At 67.7% G+C, this 17,445-nt stretch carries 21 protein-coding genes and 1 tRNA gene; 7 read left to right on the forward strand and 15 right to left on the reverse strand.

The genetic code is table 11. The features are described from left to right. Window positions 1-67 precede the first annotated feature (67 nt). The 7 genes from JOY88_RS09050 to JOY88_RS09080 form a co-directional block, all read right to left on the reverse strand. Window positions 68-226, reverse strand: coding sequence for a hypothetical protein (locus JOY88_RS09050; protein WP_293501937.1), 159 nt, complete (start codon window positions 224-226; stop codon window positions 68-70). Window positions 227-343: 117 nt separating this feature from the next. Beyond that, window positions 344-478, reverse strand: coding sequence for a hypothetical protein (locus JOY88_RS09055; protein ID WP_293501938.1), 135 nt, complete (start codon window positions 476-478; stop codon window positions 344-346). A 92-nt stretch (window positions 479-570) separates the two neighbouring features. After that, complete coding sequence (locus tag JOY88_RS09060) at window positions 571-972, reverse strand: hypothetical protein (RefSeq protein WP_293501939.1); 402 nt, start codon at window positions 970-972, stop codon at window positions 571-573. Window positions 973-1,527: 555 nt separating this feature from the next. Beyond that, a tRNA-Ser gene (locus JOY88_RS09065) sits at window positions 1,528-1,618 on the reverse strand. Between the two features lie 62 nt (window positions 1,619-1,680). Next, entirely contained in the window at window positions 1,681-2,976 is a 1,296-nt protein-coding gene (serS, locus tag JOY88_RS09070) for a serine--tRNA ligase (protein WP_293501940.1), read from the reverse strand. Window positions 2,977-3,052: 76 nt separating this feature from the next. Then, window positions 3,053-4,030, reverse strand: a complete 978-nt coding sequence (gene ispH / locus JOY88_RS09075) for a 4-hydroxy-3-methylbut-2-enyl diphosphate reductase (RefSeq protein ID WP_293501941.1) — start codon at window positions 4,028-4,030, stop codon at window positions 3,053-3,055. Beyond that, complete coding sequence (locus JOY88_RS09080; protein WP_293501942.1) at window positions 4,030-4,473, reverse strand: FKBP-type peptidyl-prolyl cis-trans isomerase; 444 nt, start codon at window positions 4,471-4,473, stop codon at window positions 4,030-4,032. Before JOY88_RS09080 ends, ispH begins: the two co-directional genes overlap by 1 nt. A gap of 41 nt (window positions 4,474-4,514) precedes the next feature. Between JOY88_RS09080 and radC the strand changes: the two genes are divergently transcribed. The 3 genes from radC to JOY88_RS09095 all read left to right on the forward strand — a co-directional run bounded on the left by radC (window position 4,515) and on the right by JOY88_RS09095 (window position 6,633). Continuing rightward, entirely contained in the window at window positions 4,515-5,189 is a 675-nt protein-coding gene (gene radC / locus JOY88_RS09085) for a RadC family protein (protein ID WP_293501943.1), read from the forward strand. Beyond that, window positions 5,186-5,830: a Smr/MutS family protein gene (locus JOY88_RS09090; RefSeq protein WP_293501944.1), complete on the forward strand. Its 645-nt coding sequence runs from the start codon at window positions 5,186-5,188 to the stop codon at window positions 5,828-5,830. Before radC ends, JOY88_RS09090 begins: the two co-directional genes overlap by 4 nt. Before the next feature lie 155 nt (window positions 5,831-5,985). Continuing rightward, window positions 5,986-6,633, forward strand: coding sequence for a hypothetical protein (locus tag JOY88_RS09095; protein WP_293501945.1), 648 nt, complete (start codon window positions 5,986-5,988; stop codon window positions 6,631-6,633). Here JOY88_RS09095 and JOY88_RS09100 read toward each other — a convergent pair. The 3 genes from JOY88_RS09100 to JOY88_RS09110 form a co-directional block, all read right to left on the reverse strand. After that, window positions 6,630-7,040 carry a group II truncated hemoglobin gene (locus JOY88_RS09100; RefSeq protein ID WP_293501946.1) on the reverse strand — a complete coding sequence of 137 codons (411 nt, stop codon included), beginning with the start codon at window positions 7,038-7,040 and terminating at the stop codon, window positions 6,630-6,632. The two genes, JOY88_RS09095 and JOY88_RS09100, sit on opposite strands and share 4 nt — an antisense overlap. Window positions 7,041-7,229: 189 nt before the next feature. After that, on the reverse strand, window positions 7,230-8,027 hold the full coding sequence (locus JOY88_RS09105) for a MinD/ParA family protein (RefSeq protein WP_293501947.1): 798 nt from the start codon (window positions 8,025-8,027) through the stop codon (window positions 7,230-7,232). Further along, window positions 8,024-8,749: a GGDEF domain-containing protein gene (locus tag JOY88_RS09110; protein ID WP_293501948.1), complete on the reverse strand. Its 726-nt coding sequence runs from the start codon at window positions 8,747-8,749 to the stop codon at window positions 8,024-8,026. Before JOY88_RS09110 ends, JOY88_RS09105 begins: the two co-directional genes overlap by 4 nt. A 208-nt stretch (window positions 8,750-8,957) precedes the next feature. On the opposite strand from JOY88_RS09110, the gene JOY88_RS09115 reads away from it, so the two are divergent. From JOY88_RS09115 to cheB, 3 genes are read left to right on the forward strand one after another with little or no spacing between them, the layout of a single operon-like run. Beyond that, a complete protein-coding gene (locus JOY88_RS09115) occupies window positions 8,958-9,809 on the forward strand; it encodes a CheR family methyltransferase (protein WP_293501949.1) in 852 nt (283 codons plus the stop codon). 2 nt (window positions 9,810-9,811) lie between these two features. Next, window positions 9,812-10,471 (forward strand): chemoreceptor glutamine deamidase CheD, encoded by a 660-nt coding sequence (cheD, locus tag JOY88_RS09120; protein WP_293501950.1) that lies wholly within the window; start codon window positions 9,812-9,814, stop codon window positions 10,469-10,471. 10 nt (window positions 10,472-10,481) lie between these two features. Continuing rightward, on the forward strand, window positions 10,482-11,573 hold the full coding sequence (gene cheB, locus JOY88_RS09125) for a protein-glutamate methylesterase/protein-glutamine glutaminase (protein WP_293501951.1): 1,092 nt from the start codon (window positions 10,482-10,484) through the stop codon (window positions 11,571-11,573). A 24-nt stretch (window positions 11,574-11,597) separates the two neighbouring features. Here cheB and hemW read toward each other — a convergent pair whose 3' ends face one another. The 5 genes from hemW to JOY88_RS09150 all read right to left on the reverse strand — a co-directional run bounded on the left by hemW (window position 11,598) and on the right by JOY88_RS09150 (window position 16,081). After that, window positions 11,598-12,782: a radical SAM family heme chaperone HemW gene (hemW, locus tag JOY88_RS09130; protein WP_293501952.1), complete on the reverse strand. Its 1,185-nt coding sequence runs from the start codon at window positions 12,780-12,782 to the stop codon at window positions 11,598-11,600. A 4-nt stretch (window positions 12,783-12,786) separates the two neighbouring features. Further along, complete coding sequence (gene rdgB / locus JOY88_RS09135; protein WP_293501957.1) at window positions 12,787-13,392, reverse strand: RdgB/HAM1 family non-canonical purine NTP pyrophosphatase; 606 nt, start codon at window positions 13,390-13,392, stop codon at window positions 12,787-12,789. A gap of 2 nt (window positions 13,393-13,394) precedes the next feature. Then, entirely contained in the window at window positions 13,395-14,117 is a 723-nt protein-coding gene (rph, locus tag JOY88_RS09140; protein ID WP_293501953.1) for a ribonuclease PH, read from the reverse strand. A 13-nt stretch (window positions 14,118-14,130) separates the two neighbouring features. Then, on the reverse strand, window positions 14,131-15,033 hold the full coding sequence (locus tag JOY88_RS09145) for a PP2C family protein-serine/threonine phosphatase (RefSeq protein ID WP_293501954.1): 903 nt from the start codon (window positions 15,031-15,033) through the stop codon (window positions 14,131-14,133). A 79-nt stretch (window positions 15,034-15,112) separates the two neighbouring features. Then, window positions 15,113-16,081 carry a serine/threonine protein kinase gene (locus JOY88_RS09150; protein ID WP_293501955.1) on the reverse strand — a complete coding sequence of 323 codons (969 nt, stop codon included), beginning with the start codon at window positions 16,079-16,081 and terminating at the stop codon, window positions 15,113-15,115. Window positions 16,082-16,127: 46 nt separating this feature from the next. Here JOY88_RS09150 and JOY88_RS09155 point away from each other — a divergent pair, with 46 nt between their 5' ends. Further along, window positions 16,128-17,042, forward strand: a complete 915-nt coding sequence (locus JOY88_RS09155; protein WP_293501956.1) for a YicC/YloC family endoribonuclease — start codon at window positions 16,128-16,130, stop codon at window positions 17,040-17,042. Window positions 17,043-17,445 lie beyond the last annotated feature (403 nt).

Genomic DNA, 17,445 nt, shown 5'->3' on the forward strand with positions numbered 1-17,445 from the left:
CCCTCGGCTTCAGAGGGGGCGCAAAGTAACGTCCTGCCGGGTCAGCCCGGCGCCGCGTGCGGCGACCTCAGCTCGTCATCGCGACGGCGCCGGGGTGGGGGAATTTGGGGTGGCCATCAGTGGGGGAGTTTGGGTGGCCGCCGGGGAGTCCGGCCAATTGGTGTTTGGGCGGCAGGCCCTCGAGGCCGGTGCCGATGCAGCCGGCATTGCGGTAGATTTTTTTCATGGCCGCGTGCGCAGCCGCGAACTGTTGAGATGTCAACGAGCAGGAGCGGACACACTGGCTGCTCCCCCCTTAGGAACAGCACAGAGTCCTACCTCGGCAACCGCTGACTCGCAACAGTCAGCGGTTGCCCTCCTCGTGCAACAGCGTCTCGATTTCCAGAGCCTTGGCGTCCAGCCCACGGCCGCGCAGGTCGGCCAGCATCCCTTCGCGATGCGCAAAGAGATGCTGGCCACGCCGCTCGAGCCAGGTCACAGTCCCGCGCCATTTGAGGGTGTGTAGTGAGGCCGTCGTCCATGGGAGCAGGTGATCTACACGGCGGAGGTCGATGAGGTCAGGCAGCCCGCTCATTGCGCTGCCCCTTCCTGGATCTGTGCAGCCAGATCCGCCTTCTTGCCACGGCCCTTGGGTGTGGCGGGCACTCTCTCCTTGCGCGCCACCACGCGCGCCGGCGGCGGCGTTTGAATGGCACCAAGGGCCAACGCATGGGCGACCTCCTCGAGATCGAAGGTCACCCTGCCGCAAACTTGCGATGGCCGGATCTCCTGGCCATTGATTCGCAGCGTGTTGAAGTTGTTGCGGACGGTCCGCTCAGCGACACCGATGGCCGCAGCTAGCGGCTTCAGCTGAGCTCGGACGGCGCCGCGGAAATGCCCCTGGAGGCGCGCGAACTCGCGGCGCTGAGCCTCAGCGAAGCGGTCAAGCCGCTCAAGAGTGGTATCGGTTGAGAGTACAGGTTCAGCGTGCATTGCACTTCCCCACAAGGTGGTTGAAGTGCCCCGCCTCGGGGCGCACGTGTTGAGCTGGACTTCCTACCCGAGGCTACGTGCACGATTTGCGCCACCTGGCGCCGCACTTACGTGTACGGGTATCCAACCTGATCGCCTTTGCTCCTTGCCCTTCGGCAAGGGCCAGTGTCGCCACCGGCACGAGGCTCTTGTCGACTGTTAGCCCGGCTACGTTTTCACCGGCAGTGTCCCTCGCGAGCACCTGTGTTCCTACTCCTCGCGCCCACAACCACCCCACGAACGGTGACTGCCGTCGAGTCCTCAACAGGCGCAGTCAGCATAGCAAAGCGCTTAGCGCCTTTGCAAGCCCGCCGCGTACTCTCGACCACTTGCCATTCCCGCTACATCCCGGCACGATCCGCCCCGCCCGATGACCGCGAGTCTTCGGGAAAGAATGGGAAACCGCAGAGGGAAAAGTCGCTGCAGAACAGCGGTAAATCGCGGGTCACCGCGACGTACCGCAGAAATAAAAAGCCGCCTTGCGGCGGCTCTAAGCTCCTGATTTAGAAGCGTTTTTGGCGGAGAGGGAGGGATTCGAACCCTCGGTACGGGGATACCGTACGCCTGATTTCGAGTCAGGTACATTCGACCACTCTGCCACCTCTCCTGATTCGGTGTGCGCTGGTGCGAAGCCGACCATTATAGCCAGCTTTTTTGCTCCGCTGGAACTCAGGCACGCAACGCGTCGACGCCACCCATATAGGGCCTCAGCGCCTCGGGCACCGTGATGCTGCCGTCGGCGTTCTGGTAGTTCTCCAGCACGGCCACCAGCGTGCGGCCCACGGCGAGGCCCGAGCCGTTCAGTGTGTGCACCAGTTCATTCTTGCCCTGGGCGTTCTTGAAGCGCGCCTGCATGCGGCGGGCCTGGAAGGCGCCCATGTTCGAGCAGGAGCTGATCTCGCGGTAGGTGTTCTGCGCCGGCAGCCAGACCTCCAGGTCGTAGGTCTTGGTCGAGCCAAAGCCCATGTCGCCGGAGCACAGCAGCATGGTGCGGTAAGGCAGGCCCAGCTTCTGCAGCACGGCCTCGGCGTGGCCCGTCATCTCCTCCAGCGCGGCCATGCTGTGCTCGGGCTGCTCGATGCGCACCATCTCGACCTTGTCGAACTGGTGCTGGCGGATCATGCCGCGCGTGTCGCGACCGGCCGAGCCCGCCTCAGAGCGGAAGCAGGGGCTGTGGGCGGTCAGCTTGACGGGCAGGTCCTCGGCCTTGAGCACGCTGTCACGCACGGTATTGGTCAGCGAGATCTCCGATGTCGAGATCAGGTACTGTTCGGGATGCTCGGAGTCGCCGCCGCGCAGCACCCAGAACATGTCTTCCTTGAACTTGGGCAGTTGGCCCGTGCCCTCGAGGATCTCGCGGTTGACGATGTAGGGCGTGTAGCACTCGGTGTAGCCGTGCTCCGCGGTCTGCACGTCGAGCATGAACTGGGCGAGGGCCCGGTGCAGACGGGCGACGGGGCCCTTCAGGAAGCTGAAGCGCGAGCCCGACAGCCTGGCACCGGTCTCGAAGTCCAGGCCCAGCGGCGCGCCCAGGTCCACATGGTCCTTGACGTCGAAGTCGAAGGCGCGCGGCTGGCCCCAGCGGCGCACCTCGACGTTGCCGGTCTCATCGCTGCCCGCCGGCACGCTGGCGTCGGGCAGGTTGGGCACGCTCATCAGCATCTCGTTGAGCTCATGCTGGATGGCGTCCAGGCGCTCGGCACCGGCCTTCAGCTCGTCGGCGATGCCGCCGACCTCGGCCATCAGCGCCGAAGCGTCCTCGCCCTTGCCCTTGGCCATGCCGATCTGCTTGGACAGCGCGTTGCGGCGGGCCTGCAGTTCCTCCGTGCGGGTCTGCACGGCCTTGCGTTCGGCTTCGAGCGCCTTGAAGCGCTCCACGTCGAGGAAGGTCTGGGGGGTCTTGCGCGTGTTCAGGCGCTCGATGACGGCATCGAGGTCCTTGCGCAGTTGGGTGATGTCGAGCATGGGAAATCAACCTTCAGAAATCGGATACGAAAGCGGCGCCGATGTCAGGCGCCGCCGGGTGTCTGAAACGCCGGCGTCAAGATCGGGAGGAGCTCACCTCGGCCATGGACTTGTCGCCCAGGCCCATGGGCAGCGGGAAATGCACGTTCTCTTCGACGCCCGGCAGACTGCGCACCGTCGTCGCGCCGAACTCGCGCAACCGGGCGATGACCGCCTGCACCAGCACATCGGGCGCCGAGGCGCCGGCTGTCAGGCCCACCCGCGGGCGGCCTTGCAGCCACTCGGACTTCAGGTCCTCGGCCGCGTCGACCATGTAGCCGGGCGTGCCAAGGCGCTCTGCCAGCTCGCGCAGGCGGTTGCTGTTGGAGCTGGTGGGGCTGCCGACGACGACGACGACGTCCACCTGCGGCGCCAGCAGCTTGACCGCATCCTGGCGGTTCTGTGTCGCGTAGCAGATGTCCTGCTTCTTGGGCTCGCGCACCTGCGGGAAGACGCGCTTCACCTCGGCCAGGATCTGGGCCGCGTCGTCCACGCTCAGCGTGGTCTGCGTGACGACGGCGAGTTTGGCGGGATCTTTCACGCGGACCGTGGCGACGTCCTCGACGTCCTCCACCAGGAAGATGCCCTCGGACAGCTGGCCCATCGTGCCTTCGACCTCGGGGTGACCCTTGTGGCCGATCATGACGAACTCATAGCCCTCGCGATGCAGCTTGGCAACCTCGACGTGCACCTTGGTCACCAGTGGGCACGTGGCGTCGAAGACGTTGAAGCCGCGGGCCGCGGCCTCGCGGCGCACCTCCTGGCTGACGCCATGGGCGCTGAACACCAGCGTGGCGCCGGCCGGCACCTCGGCCAGGTCCTCGATGAAGATGGCGCCGCGCGACTTCAGGTCGTTGACGACATAGGTGTTGTGCACGATCTCGTGGCGCACGTAGATGGGCGCGCCGAACTTCAGCAGTGCCCGCTCGACGATCTCGATGGCACGGTCCACGCCGGCGCAGAAGCCGCGCGGCTCGGCCAGCAGCACTTCCTGGAGTTGCTGGGCAGCAGTCATTACAGCACCCCGATCACTTGCACTTCGAAGCTCACCGGCTGGCCGGCGAGCGGATGGTTGAAATCGAACAACAGCGCCTCCTCGCCCAGTTCGCGCACGACGCCGGCATAGCCCCCCTGCCCGTCCGGGCCCGGGAACTGCACGACGTCGCCGACGTTGTAGGTCTCGTCCGGGTCGCCCAGCTGGCGCAGCAGCGTGAGCTTCACGCGCTGCAGCAGCTCGGGGTTGCGATCGCCGAAGGCTTCGCCGGGTGCCAGCTCGAAGCGCTCGTGCGCGCCCTCCGGCAGGCCGATGAGGCGCGCCTCGATGGCGGGCGACAGCTGGCCGGTGCCCAGCGACAGCGTCGCCGGCTTGTCGTCGAAGGTGTTGACGATGTCGGCGCCGTCCGGGCCCGAGAGCCTGTAATGCAGCGTGAGGAAGGAGCCGGCCTGGATGGGGTTCATTCGAGAAGGGTCAGGGAGCGCTTGGCTAGACTGCCGATTTTATGCCGCTGACCCATCTGCCCCCTGACGCCCGCCCGCGCGAGAAGCTGCTCGCCCGCGGCCCGCAGGCGTTGGCGGACGCAGAGCTGCTGGCCCTGCTGCTGCGCACGGGCATCCAGGGCCTGCCGGTGCTGCAGCTGGCGCAGAGCCTGCTGGACCGCTTCGGCGGCTGGGCCGGGCTGCTGGCGGCCGGAGTGCACGATCTCGGCAAGGTCAGGGGCCTGGGGCCGGCCAAGCGCGCCGAGATCGCCGCGGTGCTGGAGATCGCACGCCGCTCGCTGAACCAGCAACTGGCCGAGAAGCCGGCGCTCAGCGACGTCGACGCGGTCAGGACCTATCTGCGCCTGCATCTGGGCGGACTGGACCATGAGGTGTTCGCCGTGCTGTTCCTCGACGCCCAGCTTCGGCTGATCGCGATGGAGACGCTGTTCCGGGGTTCGCTGACATCGACGACCGTGCATCCCCGCGAAGTCGTCAAGCGAGCGCTGGCCCTGGGCGCCGGCGCCGTCATCCTGGCCCACAACCACCCCAGCGGCGTCGCCGAGCCCTCTCGGGCCGACGAACTGCTGACCCGTCAGCTGAGCCAGGCGCTGGCCCTGGTCGACGTGCGCGTCGTCGACCACCTCATCGTCGGCGCCGGCGAGGTGGCGTCGCTGGCCGAGCGGGGGCTGATGTGACCAAGACCGTCCGCAGCCTGGCCGACCTCAAGCCGCTGGCGCGCGAGCTCGCCGCCGCGCGACTGGCGGCGGAACTGGAACGCGAGCGCCGGGCCGCCGCCCTGAGGCTGGCGGAGCAGGAACGACGCGCCTTCGAGCTGAGCGTCGGGCCCGTGACGCCACTGCGCAGCGCCAACCGCGTGCTGCACGACCGCGCGCCGCCAACACCGGAGCCGCGCCAGCGCGAGGCCGACGAACGCGCCGTGCTGCTACAGGCGCTGTCCGACGAGATCGACATCGACACCCTGCTGGACACCGACGAGACGCTGAGCTTTCGCCGCGAGGGCATCAGCGCCGAGGTCGTGCGCAAGCTGCGCCGCGGCCACTGGTCGCTGCAGGCCCAGCTCGACCTGCACGGCCTGCGCCGCGACGCGGCGCGCGAGGCGCTGGGCCTCTTCATCCACGACAGCGCCCGGCGCGGCCTGCGCTGCGTGCGCGTGGTGCACGGCAAGGGCCATGGCTCGCCGGGTCGCGAACCCGTGCTCAAGGGTCGCGTGCGACGCTGGCTGGTGCAGAAGAACGAGGTGTTGGCCTTCGTGCAGGCGCGCGCCAGCGATGGCGGCGCCGGCGCACTGATGGTCTTGCTTGCAGGCACCGCCTGACGGCGCGCTGACGCGCCCGTGGCCGGGCCGTCGCGTCGCGCGCCAGACACGCGGTTCAACGCCATTGACCGGTGCGGTTAGGCGGGAGTAGCCTGGATCGAAGCCGCCGAAAGCGCGGTTCCTGGTTTCCCAACCGCTGCAGAGAGGAGATGCCCATGAACCTGTCCCACGCCTTCCCCGCCGCCAAGCCCAAGAGCTACGTAGGCATCGGCCTGGTCGTCGCCTTGCATCTCGCCGGCATCTATGCTTTGAGCGCAGGACTCATCAAGCCGCCGACCAAGCCCACGGAAACAACCATCCTGCTGCCGCCCCTGCCCGACAGGCAGCCCGAACCGGAACGGCCGCAGGAGCCCCGGCTGAAGGCCGACCGGCCGGCCCTGGCTTCCGTACCCATTCCCGAGGTGCCGCTGGTCAACGACTGGAAGGAGGCGCCCACGATCAGCACCGAGCCCTTGCGTGGCGATCCTCCGACGCCCACTGCGGGCGGCAACACCGGTGCCGGCACGTCCGTCGCTGCCGCCCGGCCCCAGCCCGACACGGGCGTCAGAGCACCCGGTGCCGTCTGCTCGGTCATGCCACGGCCAGAGGTCCCGGCCGTGAACTGGAGCGGCGAAGCCGTGCTGCAGGTGCTGGCGACGGTGCGCGGCGGCCGCGTCGTCGCCAGCGAGGTGCGCGTGGCCCAGGGTGCGCCCGACGGCAAGGCCCGGCGCGCGCTGCAGCGCTCGGTCGAGTCCGCCCTCGCCGGCTACCAGTGCCAGGGCGACGCGCTGTTTCAGCAGGACTTCGCGTTCCGGATCGACTAGACGTTGCGCATCCAGTCGGCCGTGCCCGCAAAGGACTCGGCCAGCCGGGCCTGCAGCGCCGGGTCCACCCCGGTCTCCTGCATCGCCTGGCCCATGCAGGCCAGCCACTCGTCGCGCTCGGCGATGCCAATGCGAAACGGCAGGTGCCGCGCCCGCAGCCGCGGGTGGCCGAAGCGGCTGATGTAGTGGTCCGGCCCGCCCAGCCAGCCGCACAGGAACCAGAACAGCTTGTCACGCGCCGACTCCAGCGTGTCGCCATGCGCCGCGCGCAGCCGGGCATAGGCCGGCTCCAGGTCCATCAGGTCGTAGAAGCGGTCGACGAGTTCGCGCACGCGCGCCTCGCCGCCCATCCACTCGAAAGCGGTTGCGGAAGTCATGTCCGTTGACGTGCTCAATTCACGCCGCATTCGCGGCGATGTACTCGCGGCTCGACGCCGCGAGCGTCGCCGGTCCCACGTGCGCCGAGGCCGGGCGTGGCATGCCCCGTGGACCTGTCATGCCTGACAAGGAGCAGCCACCCTGTCGGCTGCGCGGGCTGCAAGCCCGAACGAACGCGCCCGCGTTCTGCGCGGCAGGACTGGACGACAGGCCTCAACTCAGCCAAGGAGCTTGGACGCGAGGGCCTTGATGGCCTGGGCCGCGTCGCAGCCCGGGTAATGCTCCAGCATCAGCTGGCGCTTCAGCACCGCCTGGCGCACGGCCTGGTCGGCCTTGATCTCCCCGAGCAGCTCGAGCCTGAAGTGCTGCGCTGAGGCCGGACCGATGAAGCGCTGCAACACCTGCTGCAGCTGGCCGCAGATCAGCCTGCCCTCGCCGACGCGGTTGGCCTGGTTGACGACCAGGCCCACGTGACGACGCTCCTGCTGCATGGCCAGCACCTTGATGGTGGCGTAGGCGTCGGTCAGCGAGGTGGGTTCGGGCGTGGCGACGACGAGCACGTCCTGGGCCAGCGAGATGGCGAACAGCACGACATCGGAGATGCCGGCGCCGGTGTCCAGCAGCACCCAGTCGAAGCGCGGCTTGACGAGGTCAATGATGTGCAGAAGCTTGTCGCGCACGTCGGGCGTCAGGCGCGAGTACTCCACCATGCCAGAGCCGGCCAGCAGCACGGAGAAGCCTCCGGGCGCCGGCAGGATGGCCTGCTCCAGCGTGGCTTTCTCGGTGAAGACGTCGTGCAGCGTCAGCTTGGGGTGCAGGTTCAGCACCACGTCGAGGTTGGCGAGGCCGAGATCGGCGTCCAGCACCAGCACCTTCTGGCCGCGCGCAGCCAGGGCCGCGGCGAGGTTGGCGGTGACGAAGGTCTTGCCGACGCCGCCCTTGCCGCTGGTGACGGCGAGCGTGCGGGCGCCGGAGCGCGTCGGGCGGGGGGCAGCAGGATCGTGTGTCGTGCTCATGGCAGGTCCTGTTGCGTGTCGAGGTTCAGAGAGGCGAACAACAAGCCCCTTTCTTCGGCGCTGACCAGGGAGTCGACCTGGGGTTCGAGGCAGGCTCGGTTGCGGCCCTCGGCCTTGGCGCGGTAGAGCTGGCGGTCAGCCCGCTCCATCCACAGCAGCGGCGACGAGCGCACCCACTGTGGCGCAAACGCGCCACCGAGGCTGACGGTGACGCCCAGCACCCGGCCGGGGCCGATCTCGATGCCGAGCTGGGAGACGCGCTCGCGCACGCGCTCCGCGATGGCCAGGCCCACGGTGGGCGCACAGTTGGGCAGGATGATGGCGAATTCCTCGCCGCCCACGCGGGCGACCAAGTCCATGGGCCTGACGGCCTGCTCGATGACGCGGGCCACGGCGCAGATGACCCGGTCGCCGGCGCCATGGCCATGGGTGTCGTTGACGGCCTTGAAGTGGTCGATGTCCAGCACCAGCAGCAGCGCCGCCTCGTCCGAGCGGGCCACGCGATCGACCTCGCGTGCCAGGGCCATCTCGAAGCTGCGGCGGTTTGCCAGGCCGGTCAGCGCATCCCTGCTGGAGAGGTCGCATAGCGCATCCAGCACAGCCTGCAGCCAGGCAGCGCTCAGTGGCGCCTCATCGGGAAGCGATGCCCCGGCCTGCTGCAGCAGTTGCAGGGCCTGGTCCAGAGCGAGCCCTTGGGCGTCGATCGGGTGGGAGGCTGGCAAACGATGTTCCAAAGGGGCAAACAGCGGGATTGTGGTTTCAAGGCAGTCTAGCAGCGGCCCTCCAGGGCCCGGGTCGTGAAACAGGCACGTTCCCGTGAGCTCTTTGCACTATGCTGGGTCGCGCCAGGGCATTGCGAACGCCCTGCGGTGGAAAATCGGCGCGCCAACGCCAGAACTGCTGCGAGCACAAATAAATCAGTTTTCCAACATGCCCGCACCCGACCTCGCCAACGGCACCGACTCCCTCGATCACGAATTCAGCTTCAGCAAGGCCGACTTCGATCGCGTGCGCGAGCTGATCTACAAGCATGCCGGCATCAGCCTGCATGACGGCAAGCATGCGATGGTCTACAGCCGGCTGTCGCGCCGCCTGCGCGAGACTGGCCACAAGAGCTTCGCGAGCTATCTGCAGTGGCTGGAGTCGTCCACGGGCACCGCCGGCGCAGCCGAATGGCAGGAGTTCGTCAACTGCCTGACGACCAACCTGACGTCGTTCTTCCGCGAGGACCACCATTTCCACGCGCTCAAGGACGACCTCAAGCCCTTTGCCGGCAAGCCCGTCCGCATCTGGTGCTGCGCCGCCTCGACCGGCGAGGAGCCCTACTCCATCCTGATGACCTGCGGCGAGGCCCTGGGGTCCAGCGCCTCGGTGCAACTGGTCGCCAGCGACATTGACACCCAGGTGCTGGCCACGGCCAAGCGCGGTGTCTACAACGCCGACGCGCGCGGCCTGGACGCGACGCGGCTGAAGAACTTCTTCATGCGCGGCACCGGCGCCAACGCCGGCAAGATCCGCGTCAAGCCCGAGCTGCAGCGCTGGGTCGAGTTCCGCCCGCTGAACCTGATGGACACGCAGTGGCAGCTCGGCGACCCCTTCCACATGGTGTTCTGCCGCAACGTGATGATCTATTTCGACGCGGCCACCCAGCGCAAGGTGCTTGAGCGCATCCACCGCGTCATGCGCCCCGGCGGGTTGCTCTTCGTCGGGCATTCCGAGAACTTCACCGAGTCGCGCGATCTGTTCAAGCTGCGCGGCAAAACCATCTACGAGAGGGTCTGACGATGAGCACACCTCTCGCCAATGCCACCACGCTCGGCAACCCCGCCGCGCTGGCCAAGGTCAACCACCTCAAGGCCCAGCCGCGCAAACACGGCGAGGCCTCGTTCTTCTTCTACGACGCCCACTTCAAGAACGCCGCCGTCAAGATCCTGCCGGGCGAGTACTTCTGCGACACCGAGGACCTGCTCGTCATGACGACGCTGGGCTCGTGCATCGCCGCCTGCCTGTGGGACCGCGTCGCCCGGGTCGGCGGCATGAACCACTTCATGCTGCCCGAGGGCAATGGCGACTCGGGCCGCTACGGCTCCTACGCGATGGAACTGCTGATCAACGAGATGATGAAGCGCGGCGCCAGCAAGGCCCGCATGGAGGCCAAGATCTTCGGCGGCGGCGCCGTCATCTCGGGCATGAACTCGCTCAACGTCGGCGAGCGCAACACCAACTTCGTCATCGACTACCTGAAGCTGGAGCGCATCCCCATCGTGTCCAAGGACGTGCTGGACGTCTATCCGCGCAAGGTCTGCTTCCTGCCTGCCAGCGGCAAGGCCATGGTCAAGCGCCTGGCGACGACGAACACCGACGCGCTGGTCCAGCAGGACCGCGCCGCCATCCAGAAGGTGCAGCCGGTCGCGAGCAGCGGCGGCTCCATCGACTTGTTCTGAGGAGACACCAATGGCCAAGACCAAGGTCGTGGTGGTGGATGACTCGGCGCTGGTGCGCTCCATCCTGTCCGAGATCATCAACCGCCAGCCCGACATGGAGTGCATAGGCGCGGCGTCCGACCCGCTGGTCGCGCGCGAGATGATCCGCAACCTGAATCCAGACGTCATCACGCTGGACGTCGAGATGCCGCGAATGGACGGACTGGACTTCCTGTCGCGGCTGATGCGGCTGCGCCCCATGCCGGTCGTGATGGTGTCCACGCTGACCGAGCGCGGCGCCGAGGTCACGCTGAAGGCGCTGGAGCTGGGCGCCATCGACTTCGTCGCCAAGCCCAAGATCGGCGTTGCCGACGGCATCCGCCAGTTGGCCCAGGACATCACCGACAAGATCCGCATTGCGTCCAAGGCGCATATCCGCCGCCACGTCGCGCCGGCGCCGGCACCAGGCACGGCCACGCCGGCACCCGTCAAGGCCGTCACGATGGCCAGCCTGGGCCGGGCCTCCACCGAGAAGCTCATCTTCATCGGCGCCTCCACCGGGGGCACCGAGGCGACCAAGGACGTGCTGCTCAACCTGCCGGCCGACAGCCCCGCCGTCGTCATCACCCAGCACATGCCGCCCGGCTTCACGAAGAGCTATGCAGCGCGGCTGGACGGGCTGTGCAAGATCCGCGTGAAGGAAGCGCAGGACGGCGAGCGCATCCTGCCCGGCCACGGCTATATCGCGCCGGGCGGCATGCACCTGACCGTGGAGCGCAGTGGCGCGAACTACATCGCCCGAGTCCAGGACGGCGAGCCCGTCAACCGCCACAAGCCGTCGGTGGAGGCGCTGTTCCTGTCGGCCGCCAAGGTCGTGGGTCCCAACGCCATCGGCATCATGTTGACCGGCATGGGCGCCGACGGTGCACGCGCCATGAAGGTGATGAAGGATGCCGGCTCGTACAACTACTGCCAGGACGAGGCCAGCTGCGTCGTGTTCGGCATGCCACGCGAGGCCATCGCGGCCGGCGCGGCGGACGAGGTCCTGCCGCTGAACCAGATCGCCGCCAAGGTGCTGGAGCGGCTGCGCGCCACCGCCGGCATGTCGCTCAACCGCGTTTGATCGCCCGGCCGCGGCGCAGCAACGTCACAGGAACAGCTGCTGCAGGTCGCTGAGGAAATCGAAGCCGCGCTCGGTGGGCTGGATGCGGGCCGGATCTGTGCTCAGCAGGCCACGGCCGCGGGCGGTCTCCAGGCCGCCGGCGATGGCTGACAGCGGTAGGCCGGTGCGCTCCAGGAACTGCGTGACGGTGACGCCCTCCTTGAGCCGCAGCGCGTTCAGCATGAACTCGAACGGCAGGTCCTTGCGCGCCACCTCCTGCTCGTTGCTGACCTTGTTCGCCTGCGCCATGAAGGCAGCCGGCTCGCGCCAGCGCACCTGGCGCAGCACGCGGTTCGGGAAGCTGAGCTTGCTGTGCGCGCCGGCGCCGATGCCAAGGTAGTCACCGAACTGCCAGTAGTTCAGGTTGTGCTGGCAGCGGTGGCCCTCGCGGGCATAGGCCGAGACCTCGTAGCGCGACAGACCCGTGGCGCCGGTCTTCTCGGTGATCAGGTCCAGCATGTCGCTGGCCAGGTCCGGGTCCGGCAGGCCCGCGGGCGTGCGCGTGGCGAACACCGTGTTGGGTTCGATGGTCAGGTGGTAGATGGACAGGTGCGGAGGCCTGAAGCTCAGTGCCGTGTCCAGCTCGCGGGCCAGGTCGTCCAGCGTCTGGCCCGGCAGCGCGTACATCAGGTCGAGGTTGAAGGTCTCGAACGACTCGGCCGCCTCCGCCAGCGCCTCGCGCGCCTGCGTCGAACTGTGCACGCGGCCCAGCGTCTTCAGCTGCGCGTCATCGAAGCTCTGCACGCCCACCGACAGCCGTGTGACGCCGGCCTGGCGGAAGCCCTTGAATCGCTCGCGTTCGAAGGTGCCGGGGTTGGCCTCGAGCGTGATCTCGCAGCCCGGCTCCAGCGGCAGGCGGGCACGGATGTCGGAGATCAGCTGCGCGATCTGCTCGGGGTTGAACAGGCTGGGCGTGCCGCCGCCGATGAAGATGCTGACGACCGGCCGGCCCCAGATCAGCGGCAGCGCCGCCTCCAGATCGGCGCGGAGCGCGGCCAGGTAGGCCTCGGCCGTGTCCGCTGCCAGCACGTTGCCCTTCACCTCGTGCGAGTTGAAGTCGCAGTAGGGGCATTTGCGCAGGCACCACGGCAGGTGCACGTAGAGGGCAAGCGGCGGCAGCGCGGGCAGTTGCAGCGTGCCCGGGCGCATCAGATGGACGAGGTCAGCCATGGCTTCAACCGAGGTGCCAGGCCTCGCGGAACTGATCGATCAGCTGCGCGGCCGCCAACGCGCGGTGGCTGTGGCGGTTCTTCACCTCGGCGTCCAGGCTGGCGACGGTTTTACCCAGGGCCGGGATGTGCATCAGCGGGTCATAGCCAAAACCGCCATCGCCATCGGGAGCCGTCAGGATTTCGCCCATCCAGCGACCCATGGCGATCAGTGGCTCGGGGTCTTCGGGGCTGCGCACGGCGACCAGCGCGCACACGAAGCGCGCGCGCCTGTCGGCCACGGTGGCCAGCTCCCGCAGCAGGCGCTGGTTGTTTGCGGCGTCGCTCTTCTCGCCGCCGGCGTCCAGCGCGTAGCGGGCCGAGCGCACGCCCGGCGCGCCGCCGAGCGCATCCACGCTGACCCCGGAATCATCGGCCAGCGCCGGCAAACCGCTGAGTCGGGCCGCATGGCGGGCCTTGGCGAGCGCGTTCTCGACAAAGCTGTCGAAAGGCTCTTCCGCCTCGGGGATGCCCAGACTTCCCTGGGTCACCAACGTGATGCCCAGCGGCGCGAACAAGGCCTGCAGCTCCACCAGCTTCTTCGCGTTGTTCGAGGCAAGGACGAGTTTCATGCTCATGCGCGCTTCTGCAGCCCGATCAGTTCGCGGATGCCCTTGTCCGCCAGGTCCAGCAGCGCATTCATCTCGTCGCGCGTGAACACCACGCCCTCGGCCGTGCCCTGCAGCTCGACGAAGCCGCCGCTGCCCGTCATGACGACGTTCATGTCGGTGTCGCAGGCCGAGTCCTCGACATACTCCAGGTCAAGCAGCGGCGTGCCGTCGACCATGCCGACAGAGATGGCCGCCACCGCATCCTTGATCGGCGACTTGGCGATCTTGCCCTCTGCCAGCAGCTTGTTGACCGCATCGGTCGCAGCCACGAAGGCGCCAGTGATGGCGGCCGTGCGAGTGCCACCGTCGGCCTGCAGCACGTCGCAGTCCAGCGTGATGGTGCGCTCGCCCAAGACGCCCAGGTCGAACACGGCGCGCAGCGAGCGGCCGATGAGGCGCTGGATCTCCTGCGTGCGGCCGCTCTGCTTGCCCTTGGCCGCCTCGCGGTCACTGCGAGTGTGGGTGGCGCGCGGCAGCATGCCGTACTCGGCCGTCACCCAGCCCTCGCCGGAGCCGCGCTTGTGCGGCGGCACGCGTTCCTCGACGGAGGCCGTGCACAGCACGCGCGTCGCGCCGAACTCGATCAGCACCGAGCCCTCGGCATGCACGGTGAAACCGCGGGTGATGCGCACCGGGCGCAATTGGTTGGCGGCGCGGCCTGCGCTGCGCGTGAAGGTCTTGGTCATGGGGAATTGAGAGTTAGCGGCGGCTGGCGGCGCGCACGCGGATGGCTTCGTTGATCTCGCGCACCGAGCGCTCGATCTCCTCCTCGTCCATGGCGGCAACGAGGTCGGCGTCCAGCGCGCCCTGGATGGTGGAGGCGAAGCCGGAGTTGCCTAGATTCTGCGTCGTGTCGCCGCTGGGCTCGCCCTCGCCTTCCCATTCGACGGCAAGGACGGTGACGTTGTCGCTGCGGGCACCGCCACGGCGCAGCGCCTGTTCGACGAGTTCGGGCACAGCCTCGGAGATGGGCTGGTCGGCCAGGTTCCGGACGATCTCGTCGTCCTCCACGCTGCCCCACAGACCATCGGAGCACAGCAGCAGACGATCAGCGGGCTCCAGCACCAGCGGCCCCTGTCCGTCCACCATGGGCCTGCCGGGGCTGCCCAGGCAGGTGAAGAGGACGTTGCGATTGAAGGGCTCGCCGCCGGGCGAGACGCGACCCAGCGCCTCCTGCAGCTCGGAGTAGGAGTGGTCGCGCGTGCGGGCGATCAGCCTGGACGCGCGCACAAGGTACAGGCGCGAGTCGCCGCAATGCGCCCACCAGGCCTGGTTACCCTGCAGGATGCAGGCCACGATCGTCGTGCGCGGCGTGTCGGACAGCCCCTTGCTGGCAGCGTAGCGCAGCAGCTGCTGGTGGGCCACGACGATGGATTCCTGCAGGAAGCGTTGCGGGTTCGGGATGACGGGCCGCGCCTCCTGCTGGAACAGCGCAGCCAGCGTCTGCAGCGCGATCTGGGCCGCGACCTCGCCTTCGGGGTGGCCGCCCATGCCGTCGGCCAGCGCGAACAGGCCCGCCTCCCGCGTGAAGCAATAGCCCATGCGGTCCTCATTGGTCTCGCGGCCGCCGCGGCGGCTGACCTGGAAGACGCTGAACCTCAAGCCAAGGCTCCCGACGGGCCACCCTTAGGGACGCCTTGCACCCCCTCGAAGGGCAGCGAACGAATGTGAGCGTGGAGAGTCACGCTTTCGCTCCGGACTTGAGGTTCTCGAGTTGCAGCTTGAGGCGCTCGCTGAAGGACAGCTTGGTGTAGCGGCGCTCGGTCTCGCGGGCGAGTTCCTTCTGCAGCGCGAACACGCTCTGCGGGCGCGACAGCGGGTCCAGCGACATGCACCACTCGGTCACTTCGAGCAGGTTGTCGGAGTAGACATTGCGCAGGCGCGACAGACTCAGGGACAGGCGGTCCTTCTCCAGCCTCTGCGGCGCATCGTTGGGCGGGTAGCCCTGCATGCAGGCGTAGATGCAGGCACCGATGGCATAGATATCGGTCCAGGGGCCCAGCGAGCCGTCGCGGCGGTACATCTCCGGCGCGGCGAAGCCCGGGGTGTACATCGGACGGATGAAGTTGCCTTCCTTGCTCAGCACCTCGCGCGCAGCGCCGAAGTCCAGCAGCACGGCCTTGTTGTCGTTGGTGATGAAGACGTTGGCCGGCTTGATGTCCAGGTGCAGCATCTTGTGCTGGTGCACGATGCGCAAGCCGCGCAGGATCTCGTCGAACAGGCTGCGGATGGTGGACTCGCGGAACACCTTGTCGCGCTTCATGTCACGCGCGGTCACGATGAAGTCCTGCAGCGTGTCGCCCTGCAGGTAGTTCATGACCATGTAGACGGTCTCGTTCTCGCGCAGGAAGTTCAGTACCGAGACGACGCTGGGGTGCGAGATCTGCGCCAGCGAGCGGCCTTCCTCGAAGAAGCTCTTCAGCCCGAGCCTATACAGCGGCTGCTTCTCTGGCTTGACGCGCGGGGTCAGTTCGCCCGGCGAGCGCTCGGCCAGCGACGATGGCAGGTACTCCTTGAGCGCGACCAAATGGTGGTCGGGGTCCTCGGCGAGGTAGACCACGCCGAATCCGCCCGCCGCCAGTCGCTTGATGATCTGGTAGCCCCCAACCACCGTGCCTGCGGGCAAGGGCGCCGGCTTCGGCTTGGACATAATCGCGCTTGAGTCTCTTAGTTAACGTCTGTTTTGCGAGTGCGAAATGCCAGTCTACAGCATGACCGGGTATGCCAATTCCCTGGCCCAACCCCCTAAAGCCGAGGACGGCAACACCTCCCCGCAAGCGTCGGTCAGCGTCGAATTGCGTTCGGTCAACGGCCGGTTTCTGGACCTGTCCATGCGCATGCCCGAGGAGCTGCGTGGGCTGGAACCCCAGTTGCGCGAGCTGATCGCGGCCCGCTTCAAGCGCGGCAAGATCGAGCTGCGCATCAACACCCAGCGCGAGGCCGAGGGCGGCTGGCCCCAGCCCCAGCCCGAGCAGCTCAACCGCCTTGCCAACCTTGAGGCCAAGGTGCGCGCCTGGATGCCGCAGGCCGCGCCACTGTCCGTCCACGAGGCACTGAACTGGTGCAAGAGCGGCGCAGCCGTGCCGGCGCAGCTCGACGCAGCGACGCTGGAGGCCGCTCAGGCCTGTGTGCAAGGCCTGGCCGAGGCCCGCGAGCGCGAGGGCGAGAAGCTGGTTGCCATCCTGGCCGAGCGCATCAAGCGCCTGCGCGAACTGGCCGACGAGGCCGAGCCGCTACTGCCGGCCGTCGTCGCCCGCCAGCAGCAGCGCTTCCTGGAGCGCTGGCAAGAGGCCCTGGCGGCCACTGGCGCCGCCAGCAGTGTGCCGCAGGAGGCCTTGCAGGAGCGCGCACTGAACGAGGCCGCCGCCTTCGCCATCCGCATTGATGTGGCCGAGGAGTTGGCGCGGCTGCGCGCCCACCTCGATGAACTGACGCGCCTGCTGAAGAAGGGCGGGGAGCTCGGCAAACGACTGGATTTCCTGATTCAGGAGCTGCATCGCGAAGCCAATACCCTGGGCTCGAAATCCGCGGCGCTCGAATTAACGACCATCTCCGTCGAAATGAAGGTCGCCATCGAACAGATGCGCGAGCAGGTGCAGAACATCGAGTGACGTTTCGGGGGGTGTCATGCCACCCCAAAACGCCGCCTAACCCGTTGATTTACAAGGGAACGTAGCTTCATGAGGTAGCAAGCCATTTCAGCGCAGCGCACGCTTGGTGTGGGGTAAATCGTGGGGTAAATCAGCGTCCCCACGTCTTCGGAGGTCCGTCCGGAACATTTACCCCACAGATCGGGCTGGAGGCCGCGCCATGACTGGGTTTGCGCAAAACGCTACCGACAAAACTTTGAGGGCCTGGCTCTGTGCCGGCTCAGAGCCTGAGAAGCATTTGATTGCCGTTAGCCGAGTGGCTGGCGAGCCATGGGATGCAGTTGCCCGCGATGTGCTGGCGGATTCGGGAGATCGGGGTCGGCGCAGGGTCTACAAGGGCCGCCCCGCGGGCCTTCGGGGCGCG

This window comes from Roseateles sp., from assembly GCF_019237615.1.
GTDB lineage: Bacteria > Pseudomonadota > Gammaproteobacteria > Burkholderiales > Burkholderiaceae_C > Pelomonas.